This window comes from Paenibacillus sp. Y660, from assembly GCF_057221575.1.
In genome coordinates this window covers 80,325-105,179 of record NZ_JBXBBJ010000015.1, presented here as the reverse complement: position 1 = coordinate 105,179, position 24,855 = coordinate 80,325, and the positions used below count along the sequence as shown (strand labels likewise).

Annotated in this window: 19 protein-coding genes; 8 read left to right on the top strand and 11 right to left on the bottom strand. The window is 49.4% G+C overall.

All coding sequences use genetic code 11. The features are described from left to right. Positions 1–10 precede the first annotated feature (10 nt). The 3 genes from araD to galU all read right to left on the bottom strand — a co-directional run bounded on the left by araD (position 11) and on the right by galU (position 2,997). The gene (gene araD / locus AC2TDN_RS17375) at positions 11–706 is read right to left on the bottom strand and encodes an L-ribulose-5-phosphate 4-epimerase (RefSeq protein WP_484689302.1); all 696 of its coding nucleotides are present in this window, start codon (positions 704–706) and stop codon (positions 11–13) included. A gap of 164 nt (positions 707–870) precedes the next feature. Next, complete coding sequence (locus tag AC2TDN_RS17370; RefSeq protein WP_482068517.1) at positions 871–1,980, bottom strand: substrate-binding domain-containing protein; 1,110 nt, start codon at positions 1,978–1,980, stop codon at positions 871–873. Between the two features lie 138 nt (positions 1,981–2,118). Next, a complete protein-coding gene (gene galU, locus AC2TDN_RS17365; protein WP_484689300.1) occupies positions 2,119–2,997 on the bottom strand; it encodes a UTP--glucose-1-phosphate uridylyltransferase GalU in 879 nt (292 codons plus the stop codon). A gap of 348 nt (positions 2,998–3,345) precedes the next feature. Here galU and trxB point away from each other — a divergent pair, with 348 nt between their 5' ends. Together trxB and AC2TDN_RS17355 are read left to right on the top strand one after the other, a co-directional pair. Next, positions 3,346–4,290 carry a thioredoxin-disulfide reductase gene (gene trxB / locus AC2TDN_RS17360; RefSeq protein WP_482068515.1) on the top strand — a complete coding sequence of 315 codons (945 nt, stop codon included), beginning with the start codon at positions 3,346–3,348 and terminating at the stop codon, positions 4,288–4,290. Positions 4,291–4,523: 233 nt separating this feature from the next. Then, complete coding sequence (locus AC2TDN_RS17355) at positions 4,524–6,521, top strand: glycoside hydrolase family 13 protein (protein ID WP_484689369.1); 1,998 nt, start codon at positions 4,524–4,526, stop codon at positions 6,519–6,521. Between the two features lie 193 nt (positions 6,522–6,714). Here the strand turns inward: AC2TDN_RS17355 and AC2TDN_RS17350 are convergent, their stop codons facing one another. Further along, a complete protein-coding gene (locus tag AC2TDN_RS17350) occupies positions 6,715–6,864 on the bottom strand; it encodes a hypothetical protein (protein WP_484689297.1) in 150 nt (49 codons plus the stop codon). Between the two features lie 281 nt (positions 6,865–7,145). Between AC2TDN_RS17350 and AC2TDN_RS17345 the strand changes: the two genes are divergently transcribed. Then, positions 7,146–8,141, top strand: a complete 996-nt coding sequence (locus AC2TDN_RS17345) for a LacI family DNA-binding transcriptional regulator (RefSeq protein ID WP_484689296.1) — start codon at positions 7,146–7,148, stop codon at positions 8,139–8,141. Between the two features lie 175 nt (positions 8,142–8,316). Then, positions 8,317–9,594 carry an MFS transporter gene (locus AC2TDN_RS17340; RefSeq protein WP_484689294.1) on the top strand — a complete coding sequence of 426 codons (1,278 nt, stop codon included), beginning with the start codon at positions 8,317–8,319 and terminating at the stop codon, positions 9,592–9,594. Positions 9,595–10,207: 613 nt separating this feature from the next. Here the strand turns inward: AC2TDN_RS17340 and AC2TDN_RS17335 are convergent. From AC2TDN_RS17335 to AC2TDN_RS17320, 4 genes are all read right to left on the bottom strand, one after another. Beyond that, positions 10,208–11,872 (bottom strand): alpha-amylase family glycosyl hydrolase, encoded by a 1,665-nt coding sequence (locus AC2TDN_RS17335; protein ID WP_484689292.1) that lies wholly within the window; start codon positions 11,870–11,872, stop codon positions 10,208–10,210. A 4-nt stretch (positions 11,873–11,876) separates the two neighbouring features. Next, the gene (locus tag AC2TDN_RS17330) at positions 11,877–12,716 is read right to left on the bottom strand and encodes a sugar ABC transporter permease (RefSeq protein WP_482068566.1); all 840 of its coding nucleotides are present in this window, start codon (positions 12,714–12,716) and stop codon (positions 11,877–11,879) included. Positions 12,717–12,718: 2 nt separating this feature from the next. Continuing rightward, positions 12,719–14,032: a carbohydrate ABC transporter permease gene (locus tag AC2TDN_RS17325; RefSeq protein ID WP_484689290.1), complete on the bottom strand. Its 1,314-nt coding sequence runs from the start codon at positions 14,030–14,032 to the stop codon at positions 12,719–12,721. Positions 14,033–14,152: 120 nt separating this feature from the next. Next, positions 14,153–15,469, bottom strand: coding sequence for a sugar ABC transporter substrate-binding protein (locus tag AC2TDN_RS17320; protein ID WP_484689288.1), 1,317 nt, complete (start codon positions 15,467–15,469; stop codon positions 14,153–14,155). A 497-nt stretch (positions 15,470–15,966) separates the two neighbouring features. On the opposite strand from AC2TDN_RS17320, the gene AC2TDN_RS17315 reads away from it, so the two are divergent. The 3 genes from AC2TDN_RS17315 to AC2TDN_RS17305 all read left to right on the top strand — a co-directional run bounded on the left by AC2TDN_RS17315 (position 15,967) and on the right by AC2TDN_RS17305 (position 19,737). Beyond that, on the top strand, positions 15,967–16,995 hold the full coding sequence (locus tag AC2TDN_RS17315; protein ID WP_482068508.1) for a LacI family DNA-binding transcriptional regulator: 1,029 nt from the start codon (positions 15,967–15,969) through the stop codon (positions 16,993–16,995). 4 nt (positions 16,996–16,999) lie between these two features. Then, positions 17,000–18,964, top strand: coding sequence for a glycoside hydrolase family 15 protein (locus tag AC2TDN_RS17310; protein ID WP_484689285.1), 1,965 nt, complete (start codon positions 17,000–17,002; stop codon positions 18,962–18,964). 308 nt (positions 18,965–19,272) lie between these two features. Beyond that, complete coding sequence (locus AC2TDN_RS17305; RefSeq protein ID WP_484689282.1) at positions 19,273–19,737, top strand: Dps family protein; 465 nt, start codon at positions 19,273–19,275, stop codon at positions 19,735–19,737. A 158-nt stretch (positions 19,738–19,895) separates the two neighbouring features. Here the strand turns inward: AC2TDN_RS17305 and AC2TDN_RS17300 are convergent, their stop codons facing one another. Together AC2TDN_RS17300 and AC2TDN_RS17295 are read right to left on the bottom strand one after the other, a co-directional pair. Beyond that, complete coding sequence (locus AC2TDN_RS17300; RefSeq protein ID WP_482068505.1) at positions 19,896–20,528, bottom strand: fumarylacetoacetate hydrolase family protein; 633 nt, start codon at positions 20,526–20,528, stop codon at positions 19,896–19,898. An 86-nt stretch (positions 20,529–20,614) separates the two neighbouring features. After that, complete coding sequence (locus AC2TDN_RS17295; protein ID WP_484689280.1) at positions 20,615–22,558, bottom strand: ABC-F family ATP-binding cassette domain-containing protein; 1,944 nt, start codon at positions 22,556–22,558, stop codon at positions 20,615–20,617. A 182-nt stretch (positions 22,559–22,740) separates the two neighbouring features. Between AC2TDN_RS17295 and AC2TDN_RS17290 the strand changes: the two genes are divergently transcribed. Next, on the top strand, positions 22,741–23,295 hold the full coding sequence (locus tag AC2TDN_RS17290) for a guanylate kinase (protein WP_484689277.1): 555 nt from the start codon (positions 22,741–22,743) through the stop codon (positions 23,293–23,295). 68 nt (positions 23,296–23,363) lie between these two features. On the opposite strand, the gene fumC is transcribed toward AC2TDN_RS17290, so the two are convergent. Then, positions 23,364–24,749, bottom strand: coding sequence for a class II fumarate hydratase (fumC, locus tag AC2TDN_RS17285; protein WP_169086116.1), 1,386 nt, complete (start codon positions 24,747–24,749; stop codon positions 23,364–23,366). Between the last annotated feature and the right edge of the window lie 106 nt (positions 24,750–24,855).

Below are 24,855 nucleotides of genomic sequence, written 5' to 3'. Positions count from 1 at the left end.
CCGAGTCCTCCTATTTTTGGCCGTAGTAGGCGTTTGCTCCATGCTTCCGCAAATAGTGACGGTCTAACAACGCTTGATCCATCGGCTGTACGCTCTGGTTAAGCTCGAACGTGTGAAGCGCCATTTTTGCCACTTCCTCAAGCACAACTGCATTATGGACCGCATTATGCGGGTCCTTGCCCCAACAAAATGGCGCATGGCTATTGACTAGCACCGAGGGTACTTGATTCGGATCGATGTTGTTTGTCTCGAACGTTTCGACGATCACGTTGCCTGTCTCCAGCTCATAGGCGCCTTTGATTTCCGCTTCCGTCATTGCGCGCGTGCAAGGCACCTCGCCGTAGAAATAGTCGCCATGCGTCGTGCCAAGCGCTGGAATCGCGCGTCCCGCTTGCGCCCAGCTTGTCGCCCAAGGCGAATGTGTATGAACGATTCCGCCAATCGCTGGAAATGCTTTATACAATAACACATGCGTTGCCGTATCCGAGGAAGGGCGGTGGCTGCCTTCAACAACGTTGCCCTCCAAATCCACAACAACCATTTGCTCTGCTTTTAACTCCTCATAAGGGACACCGCTCGGCTTAATGACTGCATAGCCGGACTCCCTATCTATGCCGCTTACGTTCCCCCAAGTAAATGTGACTAATCCGTATTTCGGAAGATCCATATTCGCTTCCCAAACCGCATGCTTCAACGTTTCCAACATGAGTATTGTACGCTCCCTTCAAACTAGCATTCATGCGCCTGCCCATTTTCACTTATACGGACATTACAATTGAATAGCTCTGTTTTTATTATAGGTTGTACGTACAAGTGTGTCACGTGTTTTTTTGTTGATGAATAGCCTCAGTTGTAACGGTCAGCGCAGGATTAGCTTTTGGGAGGCTGCGTCGATTCACGGATTACGAGCTGCGGATCATAAACCTTGTCCATCGACTGGCGACGCTGCTGCTTCTCCACCATGCCGAGCAGCATGACGACGGCGTCTGCTCCCATTTCGGTTTTCGGGTGGGAAATGGTCGTCAGCTTCACCTCTGTAGCGGTTGCCAGGTTCGAGTCATCAAAACCAACGATTGATAAATGCTCTGGCACTGCAAGGCCGATTTGCCGCACGACATCGAGCATCCTTACGGCAAGCTCGTCATTGTAGCAAATAATAGCAGTCGGGCGCTGCTCCTGCTCACGCTGAAGCAGCGCGGACAGCGCCTGCGCCGGTTTGTCTTGCTTCTCCTCCGTAGAGTAGCGAAGCAAATAATCCGGCGGAACCGTCAATCCCTGCTCACGATGGGCTCTTAGAAAGCCGCGCATCCGGTGAACGCCTTGAAAATCATCGGTTTTGAAAAATCCGGCGATACGCGTATGACCAAGCTTAATGAGATGCTCTGCCGCGCGGTAGCCCCCAAGCTCATCGTCAACCCGGAGGCATGGCGCATCCACGTCGCTGTAACGCTCATTGAGCATAATATAAGGAATTTTGAGCGCATCCAGCGCCAAAAAATAATTGAAGTTCGGATTTCCCTCAGCACTCTTCGTCGGCTCGATAATCAGTCCGGTCAGCGGCTCGCGAAGCATCGACTCCAAGCTGTCCTTCTCTTTCTCCTTTTCATTATCGGTGCTTGCGAGCAGCAATCTTGCGCCAACCGCGCGCAGGCTCGACTCAACACCCCTAACAATAGTAGGGAATATATAATCCGATATATGCGTCGTAATCATCCCGATCGTCATCCCTTGCGACGAATTCTTCCGCTCCGGCGCCGACTGGTCGGATACGAACGTTCCTTTCCCTTGGGCGCGATAGAGCCACCCCTCCTGCTCCAAATCGCCTAGCGCCTGCCGGACGGTTTGGCGGCTCATTTCGAACTGCTTGCTAATCTCGTTCTCCGATGGCAGCTTATCATGCGGCTTAAACTGCGCCGTGACGATCCAGGATAAAATTTGCTGCTTTAATTGCATATATTTGGGCGTTTGCTGTTCCTTCACTTCACACCTCAGCTCCGTTAGTTGTATGCCAGTAGTATATCATATGCTTAACTTGTACGTACATGATCTTAACGCTGCTGATTGCTGTACAATAAAATGAGAAAAAAGCCGCCCAGCGGCGGCCTTCTAATTACAGCGTTATGCGTTCGACTCTTTCAGCCTCTCCAGCAAATACTTTCTGACCTCAACCCCTAGATCAGAACGCTCTAATGCAAAATCGACAGTAGCCTGCACGAAGCCGAGCTTATCGCCGACATCATGTCTGCGGCCATCGAAGCGGTAGGCTGATAACGAGGCTATTCGGTTTAATTGCTGCAAGCTGTCCGTCAGCTGGATTTCTCCAGCCTTCCCCGGCGTCGCTTTCTCCAGCAGGTCGAAAATGACGGGGTCAAGGACGTAGCGCCCGACCACCGCGTAGTTGGATGGAGCTTGTCCTTGCGCCGGCTTCTCGATAATATCGCGGACGCGCGCAACCTGCTTGCCGCGCTCGATGTCTACGATTCCGTACTTATGCGTTTGATCCCAAGGCACTTCCATGACGGCAACGACGGACGAGTTCTGCTGCTCGTACACATCCATCATTTGGCGCAGGCAAGGCGGATCGGATTTTAAAATATCATCGCCAAGCAATACGGCGAACGGCTCGTCCGCAATGAAGCGGCGCGCGCACAGCACAGCATGGCCTAGGCCCAGCGGCTCCTTTTGACGAACGTAGTAAATATCCGCAAGCTGCGATATTTTGCGAACCATATTCAGCATTTCCTCGTTATGACGGGCCTCCAGCTCCATTTCAAGCTCAGCCGATTTGTCAAAATGGTCCTCGATCGCCCGCTTGTTGCGGCCGCTGACGATTACTATGCTTTCAATCCCGGATTGGACCGCCTCTTCTACTATATATTGAATGGCTGGCTTATCGATGATCGGGAGCATTTCCTTCGGCTGCGCCTTCGTAGCCGGCAAAAACCTGGTGCCCAGCCCCCCGGCAGGTATGATCGCTTTCCGTATCCGCTTCTCCATTGTAGCTTCTCCCCCACATCGTTACATTACACACAATTGCTCCCTTCATCATAACGTTTCTCCCCTTATTTATCCACGCTTTGTAACATTAAAAGCTAGGCAGGCAGCGCAGTTGAAGCCGAATAATAAAGCTTGCGCCGTCAAGCTGGTCTAGGCCCGGGTCGAGCATCATGCTGCCGCCGTGAATTCGTTTATGCATCCAGCTTACAATATGAACATGAACGTTACATGAACGATGCATGAATGATGCATGAACCGTATTGACTTTGATATTAGACTATAATAATTTTAAAGTAGTATTTATTATCTCAGAGCATTTCGAGCATTTCTAACTGGAGGAGAATATAGATGACTTATAAAACGATTATTATCGGTACAGGTCCTGCCGGACTCACATCTGCTATTTATTTGGCCCGCGCGAACATGGAGCCGCTCGTTATTGAAGGTTGGCAGCCAGGCGGTCAGCTTACGACTACAACGGAGGTTGAGAATTTCCCAGGCTTCCCTGACGGTATCCTTGGCAGCGAGCTGATGTCCAACATGCGCAAGCAAGCGCAGCGCTTCGGCGCTACATTCAAAACAGGCTCCGTGAAAAGCGTAGACTTCAGCAAACGTCCTTATACGCTTGACGTGGAAGGCATCGGCGAGCTGCAGGCGGAATCGATCATTATCTCAACCGGCGCTTCGGCTAAGTACTTGGGCATTCCAGGCGAGCAAGAAAATATCGGACGCGGCGTAAGCACTTGCGCTACCTGTGACGGCTTCTTCTTCCGCGGCAAAAAGATTATCGTAGTCGGAGGCGGCGACTCCGCGATGGAGGAAGCCGTATTCCTTACCCGCTTCGCTTCCGAAGTAAGGCTTGTGCATCGCCGCGAAGATCTTCGCGCTTCAAAAATCATGCAGGACCGCGCTCGCGCCAACGACAAAATCGTATGGAGCCTAAACCGCACACCGCTTGAAGTAGCTGCAACTGGCATGGGCTTGCAAGGGTTGAAAGTGCGCAATAATGAAACGGGCGAAGAAGAGCTTCTCGAGACAGACGGCGTATTTGTTACGATCGGCCACACGCCGAATACAAGCTTCCTTGGCGGCCAAATCGATACCGATGAGCAAGGCTACATTATCGTGAAGCCAGGCACCTCGGAGACGAATATCCCAGGCGTATACGCCTGCGGCGACGTTCAAGACCGCACTTACCGTCAAGCGATTACCGCTGCGGGAAGCGGCTGTATGGCTGCTCTTGATTGCGAGCGCTACTTGGAATCACAAGCGCATGAAGAGGTTCATGCCTAAACTTTTTTTGCAAAGCGACTAGTACAATACATGCAAATTAAGTATAATAAAAGGGTTGAGAGTTACAATAGAAAGGCAATGCTGCCGCAACCATATGTTCACAATATGCTTCGCGCAAGCGGCGCCTGAACGTGTTATGGGACAAGGTACAACCTCGGCTTTATAAGCAGAGGTTGTACCTTTTTTCGCGTTTTCATCCTGTTTTCCACACCATTTATTAGGAGCGATTCATGATGCTATTAGAAGCTGTATATCACAGACCAAAACAAAACTGGGCTTACGCCTACGACGGCAAAACGCTGCATCTCCGCTTGCGCACAAAAAAAGACGATGTCGCGGCTGTAGAAGCAATCGTCGGCGACAAGTATGCATGGGATCAAACCATCACAACTGTGCCGATGCGTATTTTTTCTACTGATGCGCTGTTCGACTATTGGGAAACGGCCGTTATTCCGCCTTTTCGCCGGCTGCGCTATGCGTTCCGCTTAACGAGCGGTGCTGAGACGATTCTTTTCTCGGACAAAGGCTTTGAGCATACGCTTCCTGATAACTCCAATTCATTTTTCGACTTCCCTTATATTAATCCGATCGACGTATTCGAGCCGCCGGCTTGGGTGAAGGATGCTGTGTTCTATCAAATCTTTCCGGAGCGGTTTGCGAACGGTGATCCGTCGCTGAGTCCTGAAAACGTACTGCCATGGGGCGGCGAGCCGACTCCTCAAAACTTTTTTGGCGGCGACCTGCAGGGTGTAATCGATCATTTGGATCATATCTCCGAGCTTGGCATAAATGCCGTTTATTTCACGCCGCTGTTCGAAGCGACGACCAACCATAAATATGACACGCAGGACTATATGAAGGTTGATCCGCATTTTGGAACTAACGAGAAGCTGAAGGAGTTGGTGGATGCTTGCCATGCTCGCGGCATTCGCGTCCTGCTTGATGCGGTATTCAACCACTCAGGCAAAACATTCCCGCCATTCGTCGATGCGCAAAAGTACGGCCAGCAGTCAAAGTATGCGGATTGGTTCTACGTTCGGGAGTGGCCGCTGCAGGTCGTGGACGGCGTCCCTTCTTATGAGACGTTTGCCTTCGAGCCGCTTATGCCGAAGCTGAACACCGAGCATCCGGAAGTGAAGCAATACTTGTTTGAGGTTGCGCGTTACTGGATCGAGAAGATCGGCATCGACGGCTGGCGCCTTGACGTAGCTAATGAGGTTGACCATCAGTTTTGGCGTGAATTCCGCAAGACGGTGAAAGACGTCAATCCGGAAGCGTACATTTTGGGCGAAATTTGGCATGATTCGATGATGTGGCTGCAGGGCGATCAATTCGATGCGGTCATGAACTATCCGTTCACAAACGCGGTGCTAGATTTCTTCGCCTATCAGACAATCGACGCAACTTCCTTTGCCAATGCCATCGGCACACAGCTTGCAGCCTACCCGCAGCAGGTGACAGAATCGGCCTTCAATTTGCTCGATAGCCACGACACGCCGCGGCTGCTTACGATTTGCGACGACAATTCGGAAGCGATGAAGCTGTCTTCGTTGTTCCAGCTGACCTACCCGGGCACCCCATGTATTTATTACGGGGATGAGGTAGGAATAAATGGCGCGGGCGATCCTGGCTGCCGCAAATGCATGGTATGGGACGAGGCTGAGCAAAATACCGAGCTGCTTCACTTCTATAAGTCAGCGATTGGTCTTCGCCACCGCTACAATGCGCTTCGCAGTGCGGACATCCGCTTCGTACATGTCGGCGCAGCAGACGGCACCTTAGTGTATGAACGCCGCGATGGCGAGCAGCGCCTGCTTGTTGCGCTGAATGCACGCGGTGAAGAGGCAGACCTTAGCTTCATGATAGAGGCGGCGCCGGCTGACCTCGAAGCGGCTCCGCATGCTGTCGCATTCACAGGTTTCGGAAGCAGTGAGGTGTCTGCTGTTGTTGCTGCAACAGAGATAAACGCAGCACCAACTGAAGCTTTGAAGGCTGAGGTTAACAGAGTCACAGCCGATGCTCCTGAGGAGTTGAACACTAATGCAGTTCATGCGAATGACTCGGATGCTAATGCTGTCGAGAGTAGAGATAACGTATCTACTTGGTCAGTGCTGCTTTCGAGCATCAGCGAATTTACAGAAGGCACTGCTGTTGCAAGCAATGCCCATGGCAAGCTGCAATTGAAGCTGCCAGCTTACGGCTTCGTAATATTGGAGCAGACCGCAGAGTAAATTGTATTATCCAATCTAAGCAGAGGCAGTCCATTTGATGGACTGCCTCTTTTCTTCGAGTTGCCACCCATTTCACGCTGTAAGCACGCATGCGTGCGCAGACCGCCACCAAATCAACAGCCCCTTATTCACGACGATAAATCTGCAAAAACAAATCAACCAATCTCGCTTTATCTTTTGATCCTTATAAGTATTATGATTTATTTTTAACTTGCTTTTGCAATTGAGCGATTTGCTTCTGCATCTGCTCGATCTGCAATTGCACTTGCTGCTGTTCGCGCTGTTTATCTTGCTGATCCTTTTGTGATTGATTCTGAGACTGCTGTTCTTGCTCCAGCGCCATCGCTTGCCCTGCAGTCGTGACAATGTCCCCAGCCGTAACAAGCAGCTGACCAATAAACTGAATGATATCCGGTAGATTCTCACTATTTTCAAAAATGTCAAAAATAATATTATCTCTGGCTTTTCCGCTCTTTACGCCTTTCCCAAGATCGTCACGGTTGTTTCGGATAGGAATCCCTCATTTCATAAAAGCGATGCTATAATAAATTATTCATCATCGTTTATTTGGGTGCCTATAGACAATCGTGTATCATTCATGACATAATAACTTAAACGATTAAGTTGATAAGTTCTACACTTACAAGGAGCTGCATTCCCATCAAAAAAGCTACGCTTAAGGACATTGCAAAAGCCGCTCAGGTTTCTGTCGCTACAGTAAGCTATGTGCTCAACAACGTCGCAAACCAAACGATTCCCGATGATACGAGATGTCGAGTGCTGGATGCTGCAAAACAATTGAACTACGTTCCAAACCTAGCTGCACGGTCGTTGGTAAAGCAAAAGTCGGGGCTAATTGGCATCCTTTTCAACCGGGCAAACGATGAGGGCAGCTGGAAACAGCTTCGTTATGCTTCATTTATTAATCGGCTTGAGCGTCTCCTTACGGATCGAGGCTACCATGTCGTACTCTCCAGCCTTGATGCCTTGAATCCAAGGCTCGATGTCATATCGGAACGAAAATTAGACGGCGTATTTGTTATTGACGTTAAGAGCGAAAATTTCCATCTCATATCCAGCCATTTCTCAGTAGGCGTACCGCTTATCGTCATTGACAGCATCATTGATGATGACTTGTTTTATAAAGTGAATTTTGATTATAAAGATGCATTTGCATTGGCTAGAACATCCTCACTTATCCATCCTAGCTACATTATTATGGACAGCTTCAACAATGCAGAGCTTACCCAGTCGATTTCAAGCAGCACCGGCATTGATCCAAGCATGGTTCATATGATGGAAAATGAAGAGAAGCTCAAGCGCTTTCTTGAACAACATGCGGAAAAAGAAGGGATTGTTCTCAATGAGTTCATCGGGGTGCTTGCAGCAAAGTATGTTAATTCGCCTAAGCTAACGGTCATTTGTACGGCAGATTGCCCTGACATCCTTCCAACAGCGGCAACTCGGATTCAGTATCATAATCGAAAGCCCGAAGAAGCCTTTCAGTTGATGATGACGCTTCTAGACAATCCAATGCATGGACCTGAGCATAAATATATCGAAGTCAAAGCGAGTTCAATCGCGGGATGTGAATCAAGCAACCACCTTAACGCAGAGTAATCTCTGCTTTTTTCTTCACTAACTTAAACGATTAAGTGAAATGGTTAAAAACTGTGCAGGGGTTGATAAAACGGTTCTTTCCGCAGCAGACTTGCTGCCGCCTTGCATCATTGTAAACGGTCACCGCGGCAGCATTCTTGCTGCCACTTTGCATCATTATTAGGGAGGATCAATCATGCTTGAACTAGCCAAAAATGCCAATTCCAACGTCCCCCCCGCCCCGCAGCAAAATGCCAGTACGACGTCCATTTGGCGAAACTGGTCGTTTATGCTCGTCTTCTCCAGCTATAGCTTATCGCTGCTCGGAAATACATTCCATAGCATCGCATTAAACCTGTGGGTGCTGCAAACGACCGGCAGCGCCAAGCTGATGTCGGCCGTGCTCATTACCCACCTCGTCATCAGTATGCTGTTTGGTTCCTTCGCGGGTACGATTGCGGATCGCACCGACCGCCGCACCTTGATGTGGGTGACGGATATCGTTCGATTTATTCTTGTAGCCGCCATCGCCGTTCTTATTTATTTGCCGAATGTGCCATTTATTTTTATCGTTTTATTAACCGGACTTGTGGCGTTCGCAGGCGTATTTCGGACGCCTGCCTTCCAAGCCTCGCTCATCGAAATTGTAGGTAAAGAGCAGCTGACTAAGGCGGTAGGCGCGATCAGCATTTCCGATAATATCATCCGAATATCCGGTTTCGCGCTTGGAGGCATTGCCGTAGCCGCATTTGGCGGGGCTTTTGCGATTGCAATCGATGCCGCAGCCTTTCTGCTGTCGGGCATTCTACTCTTATCAGCAGGCAAGTTCCCTTATACAGCGGTCAGGGATAAATCAAAGCCGCAAGCCTCTTTTAAAGAAGATCTCACAGCCGGCTTCCGCTATGTGTGGCATGATCCTTTTGCGAAGGGCGTCATTATTTTGCTGCCGCTCGTGATGTTCTTCTTTCTATCCACCTTCATGCTTATTCAGGTGATGGCGGTTCAGGTGTGGCAGGCAAAGCCTTTTGTATTTGGGCTAATGGAGGCCTGTATTCCGCTCGGTTATGTGTTAGGCTCTATTTTGATCATGAGACTTGATGCACGCTTGAAAAGAAGAGGAATTTGGATTATTGGGAGTATGATCCTAATGGGGCCATTATTCATCGTTATTTCACTGCTGCCCTCGGCCGCTGCTGCGCTGCCGGTTATTCTGCTTGTCGGCTTCCTCTTCTCATTCAGTACGACGATCATCTTCATCGGGCTGCGAGCAGCGATTGATCCTTCGATGCAAGGCAGATTATTTGGGCTAATAGGCGCTTTAACCAGCGTTGCACCGCCTGTTGGGTTAGCCGTATTCTCTACCTTATCCGATATTTACGGCCCAGCCGTCATTATTGCCATTAGCGGAGCAGCGATGCTTATTATGGGACTCTTCGCCTACTGTCGATTGAAGTCCTTACGCGAATTCAACTAAATCGTTATCCCTTTAATGAGCCCGCTAGTGCCCCGGAAATGAAATAACGCTGCAAGAAAATAAATAAAATGATCATTGGCAAAGCCGTCACGATGACACCAGCTAGGAGTAAATCATTTCTGTTTTGTGTAATTAACAGGAAAATTTCCATCTAATTTTCTGATATGACTTTAGTTCGTTCATTTAGCTGGAAAAACTCCCGTTAATTGGATCACTTTCACCGAAATAGGGTCAAAAGCGAGATATTAACGGGAGAGAATCCATCTAAACCTGATTTTTGCCAAAAAATACTTGAAATAACGGGAGTTTTTCCCGTTAATGCTGGCTCTAGAGAACTCAGCCCCATGAATGATTGAATCCGAGACTAAAGTAAAGAAGAACCGGGGATCCTGCCGATTCCTGCTTCGTGGCTTGCCATAGGCAAGCAGCCTGGAGGTGGAAGACTTTCGCTTGCCCACAATCTCATGAAGCCAAGCAGCCATAGAACTAAATAGAAAAATAGCGGTACAGGAATAGCCCCCTGTACCGCTATTTTTCCACTTCCAACATTCCATTCAAAGCGAGCAATCTTCCCAGCGAGCATACTGCTTTTGGGAAAGCCCCTTCATTCGTTTTATTTCAAAATAACGGTGCTGTACGCTGGCAGCGTCAGCTTGCTGCCATCCAGCTTCGCACCGTCGTTAGCTGCACGTGCAAGCTCCTTGAACTCGCCATACGTTTTCGACGGCTGCAAGTCGGTCGTTTGCGGCTCGCCTGATAAATTATGCATGACGAGCAACCGTTCACTAGCGATGACGCGGACATATGCACTCAGCTTCTGGTTAGCAGGCGCAAGCTTAAACGCCGCTATTCCCCCATCGCGCAAGGCAGGCTCCTCATTCCGCCACTTGATCAGCTCGCGATAATGATTCAGCATCGACTGCTCATCATCCGACTGAGCTTCGACTGAAACCGAAGAGGCATCCGCATTGAAGCGCGATTGCTCCCATGTCGTCTGCCCTTCGCCTCCGCTTGCTGCGCTGTACCACAGCATAGGCTCGCGAATATACTCATCCGGCTTAGCGCCTTTCATGCCAAGCTCCTCGCCATAATAAAGATATGGCGTGCCCGGAAGTGTAAGCAGCATAGCAGCAGCCATCTTCGCATGATCGACATTGCCGCCGAGCACAGTCATGGCGCGAGTTTGATCATGATTGCTAAGGAATGGCGCATCTACGAATGTTCCGCCTGAAGACTTCTCGTATACGCCATATGCACGGCCTAAGGAGAAAGCCAGATCCGCATCCTGCTCCGAGCTCGCCGCGCTAAGCAAGCGGCCGGCTAGGTCAAAGTGGAAGGCAGAGTTCAGCGCTTGATCGAAGTAAGGCGCGATAACGGTCAGTGAATCCCATACCTCGCCGATCAAATAAGCATCCGGCTTCACTTTGCTCATGCCCTCGCGAAACTCCTGCCACCAAGCCTTGTTCTTCGCCTGAATCTCAGGCTTGCTTGCCGTAGAAGCAAAATCGCCATAGATATGCTTGGCTGCATCAAGGCGGTAGCCGTCCAGTCCTTGCTCAAGCCAATATTGACCGATTTTGACCATTTCCTCGCGTACCTTCGGCTCATCGAAGTTGAGATCCGGCATGCCTTCCCAGAAGACGCCTAAATAGTTAAGGCTGCCATAGCTATGCCATGGGTCGCCTCCTACCGCGCCATCTGCTCTTACCTGTTCGCCCGCCTTCGCAAAGGTATACCAGCTGCGGTAAGTGCTGTTCTCATCCGCAAGTGCTTCCTTAAACCAAGGATGCTCCTTGCTCGTATGATTCACGACAAGATCCATAATGACCCTGATACCGCGCTTATGCGCTTCATCCAATAGCTTTTTCAAGTCATCCAGCGTGCCGTACTCCGGATTAACCGCGTAATAATCGGTTGTATCATAGCCGTGGTAGCTGGGCGAGGCATTAATCGGCATTAGCCAAATGCCGCTCACGCCAAGCTCCTTCAAATAATCAAGCTTGGCGGTTACGCCATTCAGATCGCCAATCCCGTCGCCATTCGTATCATAGAAGGAACGGACGAATATTTCATAATACACGCCGCCAGGCTGCTCATCTACCGTATAAGAGGCAGCAACCGCCTCCTCGCCAACGCTTTGTTCTGCCGCTTCTTCCGATAGCTCAGCAGTCGGTTTCCCGCTATTGCCTCCTTCATCTGAAGAGCAAGAGGCGAGCACGGCAAGTAAAATCGAACCGAGCAAAATCATTGCCGCATTACGCATACGTTTATGCTTCATTCCTTTATCCTTTCGAAGCGCCGGACATCAGCCCTTGTACAAGGAAGCGCTGCAGGAAGACGAACAGCAGCGTAATCGGAATCGCAATCAAAACCGCTCCCGCAGCGAACAGCGTAAAGTTACTGTTCTGGTAGGAGTTGACGAGATCCCACATGCCGACCGCAAGCGTCCAGTTGTCTTTACTTCGAAGCACCAGTCTCGCAAAGATAAAGTCAACCCATGAGCCAGTGAACGTAGTCAGCGCCACATAGGTCAGCATTGGACGCGACAGCGGAAGCATGATTTTCACAAACACTTGAAGATGGGACGCCCCGTCGATCCGAGCCGCTTCATCAAGACTCCGCGGAATCGTATCGTAGAACCCTTTGACAACGAAGCCTCCGAGCACTGAGCCCGCTGAATATACGATAATGAGCGCAGCATGCGTATCTAGCAGGTTAAGCTGCAGCAAGAAAATGAAGATTGCGATCATGCTCATGAAGCCCGGGAACATGCCGAGCACAAGCATAATCGTCAGCGTCATCTTGCGCCCGCGGAAGCGGAAGCGCGACAACGCGTACATGCTGAGCGTGACTAGGATCGTAGAGAAGATCATCGTCAGCGTCGCAATTTTCAAAGTGTTCATATACCAAACCCCATAACGGAAGCTCGGGCTTGTGAACAGCTCTTTATAGTGAACCAAAGTGAACGTTTCCGGAATGAGACTTTCGCTAAATAGAGCCGTACCCGGCCGAAGCGAGGAAAGCAGCACCCAAAGAGCAGGATAGACGGCACAGATTGCTATACCGATCAGAATGATATAGCTAAGCGTCAGACGCACAACATTTGCGGTTTTGCGGCCCATTTTCATTGAATCATATCCTCCTCTTTAAATGACCGCGAGCGGCGATAGTTGTAAATGGAGAACGACGCCACGATGATAAAGATGATGATGCCGATCGCAGATGCCATATTGAATTGGCTATTGTTCAGCGTAAGCTTATACAGCCAGGTTACAAGCAAGTCGGTGCTGCCTGCATATTGATAATCCCCTTTTACCGGATCACCGTTCGTCAGCAAGAAAATAACGTTAAAGTTATTCATATTGCCTGCAAACTGCGCGATCAGAATCGGAGCGGTAGAGAACAAGACAAACGGCAGCGTAATGATACGAAACTTCTGGATGCCTGTCGCCCCGTCTACATCAGCCGCTTCGTACAAATCTTTAGGAATAGCAGTCAATACGCCGAGAATTAGAACCATCGATACCGGAATACCAATCCACATATTAACGATAATAACGGTGACCTTCGCCCAAAATGGATCAGTGAGCCAAGGCAGCTTGCCCATGCCGAAGTAGCCTAAGTATTGGTTGATCGGACCAAATTGTCCGTTGAACAAGTTTTTCATAACGAGCAAGGAAATAAGCTGCGGAATCGCGTATGGAATGATGAACAGCGTCCGCCATAGCTTTTTGAAACGAATTCCCTTCTGCTCAATGAGCAAAGCAACGAGCAAACCGCCAAAATAGGTCGTTACCGTTGCGATAATCGCCCATACGATCGTCCATGTAAATACGCCCACGAAGGTATGGCTCCATGTCTTGAGCGTCAGCAGGTTAGCAAATGTTTGAAAGCCTACCCAGTCAACCAGTTTAGCTGGCGGAATATGATCAGGCGACGCATAGTTGGTAAACGCAAGCATGACCATGAAGATAATCGGCATGATCGTTAGAAACAAAACGCCCAGCGCCGGCAGCGTAAGCATCAAGTGCGGAAAATTGCGATCCGTCAAATATGCCAGCGTTTTGCGGAAGCTTGCAGGCATGACTCCTTCATCTCTTTGCTTGCCGTTCCGATATGCATCGCGGATATTCATAACATAGATAATGACAAAAAGGATGAATAAAATTATCGTAATTAATCCGCTTATTAATAGAAAGATCGAGTGATCTCCTTCTACCCGAACACTGATTTTGCCTATTTTCTCAAGACCTTGCGTTTTTTCCCCGAGTGTTACAACTCCCCAGATGGCTCTCCCTAAATTCGGAACAAAATACATAAGCGCTGCCGCTTCGACAACGAGCATAATTAAACCTTTTATTATTTGACGATTATACAATTGGCCAAGACCCATTACGAGTAACGACAATATAGCCGCGGTGCTGCGATGACGATTCATCCCGCCTGACTCCCTTCCTTTCATATAAAAAAACATCTTGCCGCAGCTATTGACAAAGCGGCTAATAAACATCGGTTTACCCGCCGAACAGATTCGGCGGGTAAACCCGAATAGATGATATTATTTTGCTGTTGCTGCGCCATTGTTTGCATCTTTGATTTGTTGAACAGCATTGTCGAGCGCTTCTTTTGCATCCTTGCCGGAGTTCCATACGTCAGCGAAAGCTGCGCCGATCGGGCTCCAAACGTTGCCCATTTCAGGGATGGATGGCATTGGCGTCGATTGGTTGAATTGCTCCAGGAAGCCCTTAACAACTTCGTTGCCTTGTACAGTAGGGTCTGCTGCTGCTTCAATGTTCGCAGGGATTGCACCCGTTAGCTCAAAGTTTTTCAACTGTGCTTCTTTAGTCGAAGCATAGTAGGAGAATAGACGAGCTGCGTTCGGGAATTTCGAGAATTGGTTAACATACCAAGCTTTAATGCCGGAGAAAGAAGATGCCGGTTGGCCGTTAATGCTTGGCAATGGAGCTACGCCGAAATCAATTCCTGCGTTTCTGTAATCGCCAATCGTCCAAGGACCGTTAATATCCATCGCTAGCGTTCCGCCAATGAACAAGCCTTTTTTAATATCGTAGTTGATATCCCCGGAGTTCAAAGGCAAGATGCTGTCTTTCAGGGATCCGTAGTATTTCAAGCCAGCGATTGCGCCTTCTGTGTTAAGACCGATATCTTCTTTGTTTTGACCTTTATCGCCATATACATAGCCGCCAGTGGAGATGAACGGATAGCTGAAGTAGAAGTTGCCTACATCCCACATCAAGCCGTATTTGTTGTTTTTAGTGTCGTTGAATGTTTTGGAGAACGCTACAACCTCATCGAACGTTTTTGGAGCTTCTTTGATTAGCGCTTTGTTATAAAATAGTGCATAGGTTTCAACTGAACGCGGGTAGCCGTAAAGTACGCCGTCATACGTTACCGCATCTACAGCGATTTCGGAGTTCGCGCTTTTGGATTGCTCTTCGTAGTAATCATTTGGCAAAACCAATCCAGCTGTTACAGCTTTACCAAGGTTATCATGCGGGAATAATACAACGTCTGCGCCTAGACCGGCAGGACCGTCTGTAACGAGCTTGTTAACTTGTTCGCCTGCGCCGATTTCCTCGAATTTAATTTCAATGCCGTATTTTTCAGTAAATTCCTTCGCGATTGCTTCAACGAATGGACGCTCTTCTTTACTTTCCCATACGAGAAGCGAAGCGCCCTCTTCAGGAACGATCTCTTCTGCTGCTTCAGCACCTTTATTTGTGTTGCCCGCTGTATTGTTCGCTGGAGCATTCGTTGCGTTGCCAGCATTTTCTGCGTTGCCGCCTTTGTTCGATCCGCATGCGGAAACAATAAGCAAGGCTGCGATTAATGACATTACAAACCACTTTTTCATGCTAGGTATCCCCCTCCATAATGTGTTTCATGCCTTTTTTTGAACTAGCGCCTTCCAAACAATTCCTTTAGCCCACTTTCATAAAATGCCGGCTTCATACAAACAATATGCGGTAGAATTTGATACGCCATGCCTATAAAAGGCATAGAAACTAACTTGCGCAAACGTTTGTACAAGAGCCGCTAGAAAATGCTGTGAAATCGGATTATCAGCCGTTTCACCCTTTTTTAAGACTATAAAATTGTCTTGTAAGCGTTCTATTCGTGCTTTCATCATACAACATCGCATGCAGTTTGTTAAAACGTTTGCACCGTTCAATTTTTCAGAGAAATAATACGTTTGCTTTCATTTTCGCCTATTTTCTCTATCTGCTTCAGTTTTTTATCATTTGTATAACGCTTTCCTAAGATATATATTTACTTTTAGACAACAGTTGCATTAGGATGAAGCATATTAGCACATGCACAAATGATTGCGCGATGGGGGCTCAACTATATATGGTAACCATTAAAGATATTGCAAAAGCAGCCGGAGTATCGCCCTCAACTGTATCCAGGGTCGTTTCGAACCACCCTCGTATAAGTAAGGCAACTACCCAAAAGGTGAAAAGAATAATGGAGGATATGGGCTATCATCCGAATGTGATGGCGAAGAGCCTAGTATCTAAGACTACCCGGACATTAGCCATCATGCTGCCTCGTCCTGCGGAAGAGCTGTTCCAGGATTTTTTCTTCGGAGAGCTGCTTCGCGGAATACTAACTCAATCCACGCGTGCAGGCTACGATATGCTGCTTACTGCTGCCACTTCTCCAAGCGATGAGACCGAAACGATATCCCGCCTTGTGTTTGGCCGCAGAGTCGACGGCGTCATTTTGCTATCCTCGAGGGTGAATGACCCTTTAATCGATCTATTGAACAAGCATAACTTTCCTACTGTTTTAATCGGCCGTACAGAGGATCGCCCTAACATCCTATCTGTCGACAATAACAATGAGCTGGCTGCTTATGATGCTACCCAGCACTTAATTTTACAAGGCCATGAAAGAATCGGCTTCGTCAGCGGTCCTCCTTCATTGACCGTTGCGCATGACCGGATGCAAGGGTATCGCAGAGCGATGCAAGAGGCTGGTCTGCCCGTCAAATCGGAATGGATCGTGGAAGGAGAGTTTTTGCAGCAAAGCGGCTATCGTGCGATGTCATTTATGATGAGCTTGCCCGAGCGGCCTAGCGGCCTTGTCGTCATTGACGATGTTGTCGGCTTCGGCGTATTGCGCGGCTTGACAGAGCTTGGCTACAAAGTTCCCGATGATCTCAGCATTGTAAGCTTCAATAACATCGCCCTATCCGAGCTTGCAACGCCTCCAATCAGCTCTATCGATATTGGAACCTACCAGCTTGGCTACACCGCTTCGCAAATGTTAATCCGATTAATTCAAGAAGAAAGCGTTCATCAGAACCGCATGATCATTCCGCATAGGCTGATCGTTCGCGAATCTTCTATTCAAACCGTATCCAAAAGGAGTTGACAGCATGTCAAATAAAAAACCGTTTTTAGTGGATGCCATTATCGGCAATTCCAAGTTTCTCGCTTCGCTTGGCCGCACAGGCAAAATGTACCGCTTGTGGTGGCCGAACATCGATCTGCCGCAGCATGTGGATGCTATTCGCACCGGTATTCAATGGGACCAATCCCCCGTAACTTGGTTTGATGAAGAGGCGGATGGCTGGAAGCATGAAGCTAAATACATCGACAAAACGAACATTTTTAGCGTTAATGCTCGTTCCGAGCAGCAGCCTGTTCAAGTCGGAAGCGTCCAACTTGCTGTTCCTGGCCAAGATATTATCGTTCGTGAATATACTTTCCATAACAGCAGCGATCAGCCTGTTTCCTTCTCGTTTATCGTTCATTCTTCCTTCCTAGTCAGCGAGAATCAGCTGTACAATACGACGATGTTTAACGCCGCTAATGACTCCTTGGTTCACTTTCGCCATAAGTACTATTTTGCGCTTTCAAGTGCAAACGTATGCACAGGTTATCAATCCGGACTTGCTTGGGATATGGCTGGGCAAGGCGAGCTAAACGGCAAAAACATTGATATGAGACCAGACGGCGCTTTAAAATGGCGCATCGATGAGCTAGCGGCCGGTGCATCCGTGACGATTCCCGTCTATCTAACTGCCGGGCATGATGAGGAAACTGTACTGCAACAAATGCGGACTGCAAAAAGCAAGCCAAGCTCGGAATGGATCGCCGAAACAGCAGCTTACTGGAATGAATTTTTGGCTGAAGCTGCACCATGTCCTCTTCCTGACACCGAAATTTCGGAATTATATGACCGTTCCTTGCTTATGTTTAAGCTCATGTCCGATGAGCAAACCGGAAGCATCATTGCCGCTCCCGAATTCGATGAGAATTTTGCGCGCTGCGGCGGATATTCCTACTGTTGGGGACGAGATGCCGCATTCATCACGACCGCGCTTGATAAAGCAGGACTTGGCTCGCTATCCGACAGCTTCTACGCTTGGACGCTTACCGCTCAATCGCCTGACGGCTCATGGCAGCAGCGCCATTATCATGATGGCAGCCTAGCTCCTTCTTGGGGGCTTCAAATTGATGAAGGCGCCTCTATTATTTGGGGAATGTGGCAGCATCATTTGGAACAGAAGGATCATGCGTTTGCCAAGCAAGTATGGCCTGCCGTGGAGAAAGGCGCTTCCTTCTTGATGAGCTTCCTGGACGCGGAGAGCGGATTGCCTAAACCGAGCATCGATCTGTGGGAAGAACGGGAAGCATCGCATACGTACTCCTCTGCCGCTGTACACGGCGGTTTGACAGCAGCAGCCAGCTTTGCGGAGCTAGCAGGCAGACCTGAGTTAGCGTCCGAGTGGAAGTCTGCCGCAGAGCGGATTTCAGCGTCAATTAATGAGCTGTGCTGGAATGAAGAAGGCGGACGTTTTTATCGCGGCGTGAATCTTACCGTTCAAGCTGGCAAGTATGAGCAAGCGCTCGCTGCCGGTGCTGCAGGATATGTGACAGAAGGAATAAAAGGCTATCAGAAGTACACTTTAAACCACGATCCAGTCATTGACGTCAGCTTGCTCGGCATCGCGGTTCCATTCGGCGCCGTTCCAGCAGATCATGACCGTATGCGCCGTACGGCTGATGCAGTAGAAGCAGCATTGACCGTGCCGGGCGTAGGCGGTATTAAGCGCTATGAGGATGACATCTATATCGGAGGCAATCCATGGATTCTCACTACTTTATGGCTGGCTCACTATCGCATTGAAACCGGCAGCATCGACGAAGCGAAGCAATTGCTGAAGTGGGCGCTCGATCACCGTACTGAGACCGGCCTGCTCCCTGAGCAGGTGGACAAAAACACCGGTGAAACGGCATGGGTAGTCCCGCTTACTTGGTCGCATGCGATGTTTATATTGACGATCTTCATGCTTGCGGAAGCGGAGATTAAGGCAGCTGAGGCTGCGCGGGTTTAATAACAAAAGAAAGCCGACGGTAGATTTTGACCGTCGGCTTCCTTTTGTTAAGTCAGAGGGGTTACTACGAGGCGTACGAATTCTTTTTCAGCATATCAGTCTCCATCATTAAAAGAACGTACCCTATTCCAACACCCTGTTTCATTTCTCATTAATTGGTGTATTAATATTGACAAAGCTCCTCCAGTTTGTAATAATTATAAACAAGGAGTTAGTCTAAATCACTCACACCACTTGCAATCAACATTAACATTTTCGTATTTGCAGACTGCAAATAGCGCAGACTACCATCAGAAAGGATGATTACGATGACAACAGCAACTACAACTAAAACAAACACAACCGTACAACAACATTTGAACCGCCAAATCGCCAACTGGAGCGTGCTTTACATCAAGCTTCATAATTACCACTGGTATGTGAAGGGCTCCCAGTTTTTCACGTTGCATGCGAAGTTCCAAGAGCTTTATGAGGAAGCTGCGCTGCACGTGGATGAGATCGCTGAGCGTCTGCTAGCGGTGAAAGGCACGCCAATCGCAACCATGAAGGATTATTTGAAAACCTCAAGCATTGAAGAAGCTTCCAACAAAGAGGATGCTACGCAAATGGTCGATCAATTAATTACGGATTTCACGACGATCATCGGCGAGCTGAAGGAAGGCATGGAAGCCGCTCAAAAGGCTAATGACGAAACGACGGCCGATATGCTTTTGGCCATTCATACAACGCTTGAGAAGCATGTATGGATGCTGAGCGCATTTAACGGCAAATAAGCTGCTACAGCATAAGACGAGGGTGTCTCAGGAGCAAAATCGCTCCTGAGGCATCCTCGTTTGCTTTCCTTTTCCACAATAAATAAAAACAGCTCTTCCATACTGGAAGAACTGTCTGTTCAATACTAAATCCTCTAAATCATTAGCAGCCTGCCCTTTTAAACAAGCGTCACACTACAGCTGCCCACGGAGTTGCCCGCCCATAACGCTTGCAGCTGGTCACCTTCATGCAAAGCAGCTACGCCCGCTGGTGTTCCCGTATACAGGATGTCGCCGGCGCCAAGCCCATAGTTCTCGCCTACGTACTTAATCAGCTCGGAGACGTTGAACAGCATATCGCTTGCTTTTCCGCGCTGTGCTTCTTCCCCGTTGCGAAGCAGAACAAATTCGTTCTCAGCAAGCGCTGCTGCACCCGGATACGCCAGCCATTCGCCAAGCGGAGCTGAGCCTTTGAAGCCTTTGGCAGCAAGCCACGGCTGTCCCTTCGCTTTCAGCTTCGATTGTACATCGCGCAGCGTCAGATCGAGCCCAAGTGCCATACCATCGATACAAAGCTCGGTATCTATACCCGGCTCATAAGCTCGACCGATTCTCAGCACGATTTCCAGCTCAAAATGCACCTCGCCTACATTGCCTGGCAGCTCGACAACGTTACCCGCCATTGGAACGACAGCATGAGACGGCTTCGTGAATACGAGCGGCTCCTCAGGCACCTCATTGCCCAGCTCCAATGCGTGAAGTCTATAATTACGGCCAATGCAATAAATGTTGCGAATATCACCTTTGCTCATGAATCATACCGCCTCTCCCTAAATGTTAATGCTATTAATAAAATGCTTATGCTGTATCATACTGCCGTTGACTCCAGCCTGAAATTTTACTTCTGTGCAGCAATCTGCTCAGCCAATTCGTTAAGCTCTGCCCAGCGGTCCATCAGCTGCTCCAGCTTCTCTTGCAGCTGCTGCTGCTCCGCCATAAGCTCCTGCAATCGCCCGGAATCGCTGCTTGCTTCATCCATGCGGACGGCGATGTCAGCCAGCGCGGTTTCCGCTTCCTCAATCCAGCCATCAATTTGCTCAAAATCCCTTTGATCCTTGTAGGACATTTTGAGCGCTTTGCCAGCCTGTTTCGCAGGTGCAGGTGCAGTCGGTGCAGCCTTGCTGCCGGAATCAACAGCTGCGGCTGGTTTAGGAGCAGCCACATCCGCCGGCGCAACATTGCCATGCTTCTCGACAAACGCCTGATAATCCGAGTAATTGCCGGTATGATGAGCAATAACGCCATTACCCTCGAACGCTATAATTTTATCAACTGTACGGTCTAGGAAATAACGATCATGGGAGACGACAAACACAACTCCCGGAAAATCATCCAAATAATCCTCAAGCACGGTCAACGTCGAAATATCCAAATCATTCGTCGGCTCATCCAGCAGCAGCACATTCGGCGCATTCATTAATACACGCAGCAGCTGCAAGCGACGCTTCTCGCCGCCGGACAGCTTGGAGATCGGCGTCCATTGCATCGTAGGCGAGAACAAGAAACGCTCCAGCATTTGAGCTGCCGATATCGTTGTGCCATCCCCTGTTTTCACCTGCTCAGCGCCCTCGCGAATGTATTCTATCACACGCAGTGATTGATCCATTTCCTCATGCTCCTGCGAGAACCAGCCCAGCTTAACGGTTGCGCCAAGCTCGACCGTTCCTTCATCCGGCGTTAGCTGGCCGGTAATGAGCTTCATTAACGTAGACTTCCCGCTTCCGTTGCGCCCAACGATGCCGACACGATCCTCAGGAACGGCAATATAGCTAAAATCACGAATAAGCGTACGGTCACCAAAGCGTTTCGCAACATCTTCGATTTCAATGATTTTGCGTCCCAGCCTTGTCGAAGCAACGGATACGTCCATTTTACCGCCCGCTTGCTTCGGCGCATCCGCTTTGAGCGCCTCGAATCGATCGATACGCGCCTTCTGCTTCGTCGTTCTCGCCTTAGCGCCGCGTCTAATCCATGCAAGCTCATTGCGCAGCAGGTTCTGCCGCTTCGACTCCGTTGCCGCTTCGCGTTCCTCACGGTCGAGCTTCAGCTCGAGAAACCGGCTGTAGTTCGCTTGGTAGAAGTGAGCTTGGCCTTTATCCAGCTCAATGACTCGATTGCTGACACGATCAAGGAAATAGCGATCATGCGTAATCATAAGAAGCGCGCCTCTGCGCTTTTGCAGCATGCCTTCCAGCCACGCCACCGAATCATTATCGATATGGTTCGTAGGCTCATCGAGAATGAGCACATCCGACGGAAGCAATAGCGCAGCCGCCATGGCAACCCGTTTGCGCTGGCCGCCCGACAGCGTCTCAACCTTCGCCTCAAAATCATTGATGCCGAGCTTGGACAGCGCCATCTTCGCGTCGCTCTCCAGCTGCCAGGCATCCAGCTCATCCATAAGCTGATTCGCCTTGATCAGCTTCTCCTGCAGCGCTGCATCGCTCGGTTTCAGCTCGATCGCTTCCATTGCAGCCGCATACGCCTGAACGGCTCTCAGCTGCGGTGAATCTCCGCCAAGCACATGCTCCAGCGTCGTTTCATTAGGAGCGAACACCGGGTCCTGCGCCAGCATTCTTACCGTCACCCGGTTGCCAATCGACACGATGCCCGAGTCCGCCGTATCAAGGCCCGCGATGACTTTGAGAAAGGTTGATTTCCCTGTACCGTTCACGCCGATGATGCCGACTTTATCGCCATCCTCTACGCCAAACGTGACATTTTCGAACAATAGCTTCTCGCCATAGCTCTTCGTTATATGTTCAACAGACAATAAATGCATAAGGCAAACCTACTTTTTCGAATAGTATAGCTGCGATTGCAGCCTCTCGTATCATACCACAAAAAGGCTCTATCTTCACTTGGCGGCAGCCTCGGAAGCCCCTTTATCACCTGCATGAAGAAGCAGTCAAAAATATGCCTTCACTAGCCGATATAACGAGTATGAGGAAGGAGTGATTCCGGATGGGCAAGCCTTATCTATTTATATTTACCGGTACCAGCGGTTCCGGCCGCAAGACCGCAGCGCACAAAGCCTTGCAAGGATCCGGCATCGCGCATATCCCCTCCTGCACGGATCGGCCGCCGCGTGACAAAGAACGTCCCGACATGGACTATCGTTATGTGAGCAAAGAGGAATTCGATCACATGCAAGCGGAAGGCCTTTTCACCGAATCGGTCAAAATCGACCAATTCCGCTACGGAATCGGCAAGCGCTATCTGGATATGGCTTACCAAGCCGGCAATAGTGTCTATCTCATTTTAAATCGCGATGGCTCTGATACGATTCGCGAGCTGTACGGTGACCGCGTCATCCGTATCTTCCTATACGTCGATAAGAACACAGTATCCGAGCGGCTCGAGAGCAAAGGCGCGCCATATGAGGTGATCGACAGCTACCTGCGCCATTACACCGAAGAGGTCACTTACCGCAAATCTTGTGAGCATGTTATAGAGAACCTGTCGCTTGAGCGGACGGTACAGCAAATTAAAGCAATCATAAACAGCTATTTGAAATAAACCTCGGAACATAGCAAAAAGGGCCAGCGCTTCGTCATCATGTGACGGGCGCCGGCCCTTTGCTAGTATTAACGTTTGCCGATCATGTTCTCCGGACGAACAAACTCATCGAACTGCTCCGAAGTCAGCAAGCCGCTTGCGATAGCCGACTCTTTCAGCGTTAGTCCTTTTTTGTGTGCGTTCTTCGCAATGGCAGCTGCATTCTCGTAGCCGATGTGCGGGTTAAGCGCGGTAACGAGCATGAGCGATTGATCAAGATTGCGCTTGATTGCCGCTTCGTTCGGCTCGATACCGATTGCGCAATTGTCATTGAACGAAACCATGCCATCAGCCAGCAAAGCTACCGATTGCAGGAAGTTATAAATAATGACAGGCTTGAACACGTTCAGCTCGAAGTTGCCTTGGCTTGCCGCCATCGAAATAGCTGTGTCGTTGCCGATAACTTGACAGACTGCCATCGTCAAAGCTTCGCTTTGTGTTGGGTTTACTTTACCTGGCATGATGGAGCTGCCCGGCTCGTTCTCAGGAATCGAGATTTCGCCGATGCCGCAGCGAGGGCCGCTTGCCAGCCATCTTACGTCGTTTGCGATTTTCATCAAATCAGCAGCAAGTGCTTTTACAGCGCCATGCGTGTATACGATTTGATCGTGGCTTGTGAGCGAGTGGAATTTGTTCTCCGCTGTCACGAACGTTTTGCCGGTAAGAGCCGTTACTTCAGCCGCAACTGCAACCGCAAAATCAGGGTGCGCGTTAAGGCCTGTACCAACAGCCGTTCCGCCAAGCGCTAGATCGCGCATTGTGTCTACGCTTTGTACAAGCATAGCACGCGTTCTGTCCAGCATCGAATACCAGCCGCTGATTTCTTGGCCAAGCGTAATTGGCGTAGCATCCTGAAGATGCGTACGGCCGATTTTTACAATATCGTTAAACTTCTCCGCTTTCGCGCGAAGCGTGCCGTTAAGCAAATCAAGCGACGGAAGCAAACGGTTCTCAAGCGCGATAACGCCTGCGATATGCATAGCAGCAGGGAATGTATCGTTCGAGCTTTGCGAGCGGTTGACGTCATCATTCGGATGAATGCGCACATCGCTGCCGCGTTCAGCCAAAAGCCCATTCGCACGGTTTGCGATAACCTCATTCACGTTCATATTCGTTTGCGTGCCGCTGCCTGTTTGCCATACAACGAGCGGGAAATGGTCATCCCATTTGCCTGCTACGATTTCGTCTACCGCTTCACCGATAATAGCCGACTTTGCTGCATCCAAAACGCCTAGCTTCTCATTAGCCTGTGCGGCAGCCTTTTTGATGTAAGCCATCGCGTAGACGACTTCAATTGGCATGCGCTCTCCGCTAATTTTAAAATTTTGCAGGCTTCGTTGTGTTTGCGCTCCCCACAGCTTGTCCGCAGGAACCTGAATTTCACCCATCGTGTCCTTCTCAATCCGATAGTCCATTAATTGAACGACTCCTTTAACCATTTGGTTTGTCATTTCGTGACCCTGTTTCTGTTATAACGCTAATCTAACCGAGAATCAAGCAATCACGCCCAAAACGATCGGA

Bases quoted from the DNA above. Each gene is read 5' to 3' on its own strand.
- trxB (WP_482068515.1), top strand. From the start codon at position 3,346: ATGACTTATAAAACGATTATTATCGGTACAGGTCCTGCCGGACTCACA.
- AC2TDN_RS17330 (WP_482068566.1), bottom strand. From the start codon at position 12,716: ATGGGCCGCAAAACCGCAAATGTTGTGCGTCTGACGCTTAGCTATATC.
- AC2TDN_RS17315 (WP_482068508.1), top strand. From the start codon at position 15,967: ATGGTAACCATTAAAGATATTGCAAAAGCAGCCGGAGTATCGCCCTCA.
- AC2TDN_RS17335 (WP_484689292.1), bottom strand. From the start codon at position 11,872: ATGAAGCATAAACGTATGCGTAATGCGGCAATGATTTTGCTCGGTTCG.
- AC2TDN_RS17295 (WP_484689280.1), bottom strand. From the start codon at position 22,558: ATGCATTTATTGTCTGTTGAACATATAACGAAGAGCTATGGCGAGAAG.
- AC2TDN_RS17355 (WP_484689369.1), top strand. From the start codon at position 4,524: ATGCTATTAGAAGCTGTATATCACAGACCAAAACAAAACTGGGCTTAC.
- AC2TDN_RS17305 (WP_484689282.1), top strand. From the start codon at position 19,273: ATGACAACAGCAACTACAACTAAAACAAACACAACCGTACAACAACAT.
- AC2TDN_RS17310 (WP_484689285.1), top strand. From the start codon at position 17,000: ATGTCAAATAAAAAACCGTTTTTAGTGGATGCCATTATCGGCAATTCC.
- AC2TDN_RS17340 (WP_484689294.1), top strand. From the start codon at position 8,317: ATGCTTGAACTAGCCAAAAATGCCAATTCCAACGTCCCCCCCGCCCCG.
- araD (WP_484689302.1), bottom strand. From the start codon at position 706: ATGTTGGAAACGTTGAAGCATGCGGTTTGGGAAGCGAATATGGATCTT.
- AC2TDN_RS17320 (WP_484689288.1), bottom strand. From the start codon at position 15,469: ATGAAAAAGTGGTTTGTAATGTCATTAATCGCAGCCTTGCTTATTGTT.
- AC2TDN_RS17325 (WP_484689290.1), bottom strand. From the start codon at position 14,032: ATGAATCGTCATCGCAGCACCGCGGCTATATTGTCGTTACTCGTAATG.
- AC2TDN_RS17300 (WP_482068505.1), bottom strand. From the start codon at position 20,528: ATGAGCAAAGGTGATATTCGCAACATTTATTGCATTGGCCGTAATTAT.
- fumC (WP_169086116.1), bottom strand. From the start codon at position 24,749: ATGGACTATCGGATTGAGAAGGACACGATGGGTGAAATTCAGGTTCCT.
- galU (WP_484689300.1), bottom strand. From the start codon at position 2,997: ATGGAGAAGCGGATACGGAAAGCGATCATACCTGCCGGGGGGCTGGGC.
- AC2TDN_RS17290 (WP_484689277.1), top strand. From the start codon at position 22,741: ATGGGCAAGCCTTATCTATTTATATTTACCGGTACCAGCGGTTCCGGC.
- AC2TDN_RS17350 (WP_484689297.1), bottom strand. From the start codon at position 6,864: ATGGCGCTGGAGCAAGAACAGCAGTCTCAGAATCAATCACAAAAGGAT.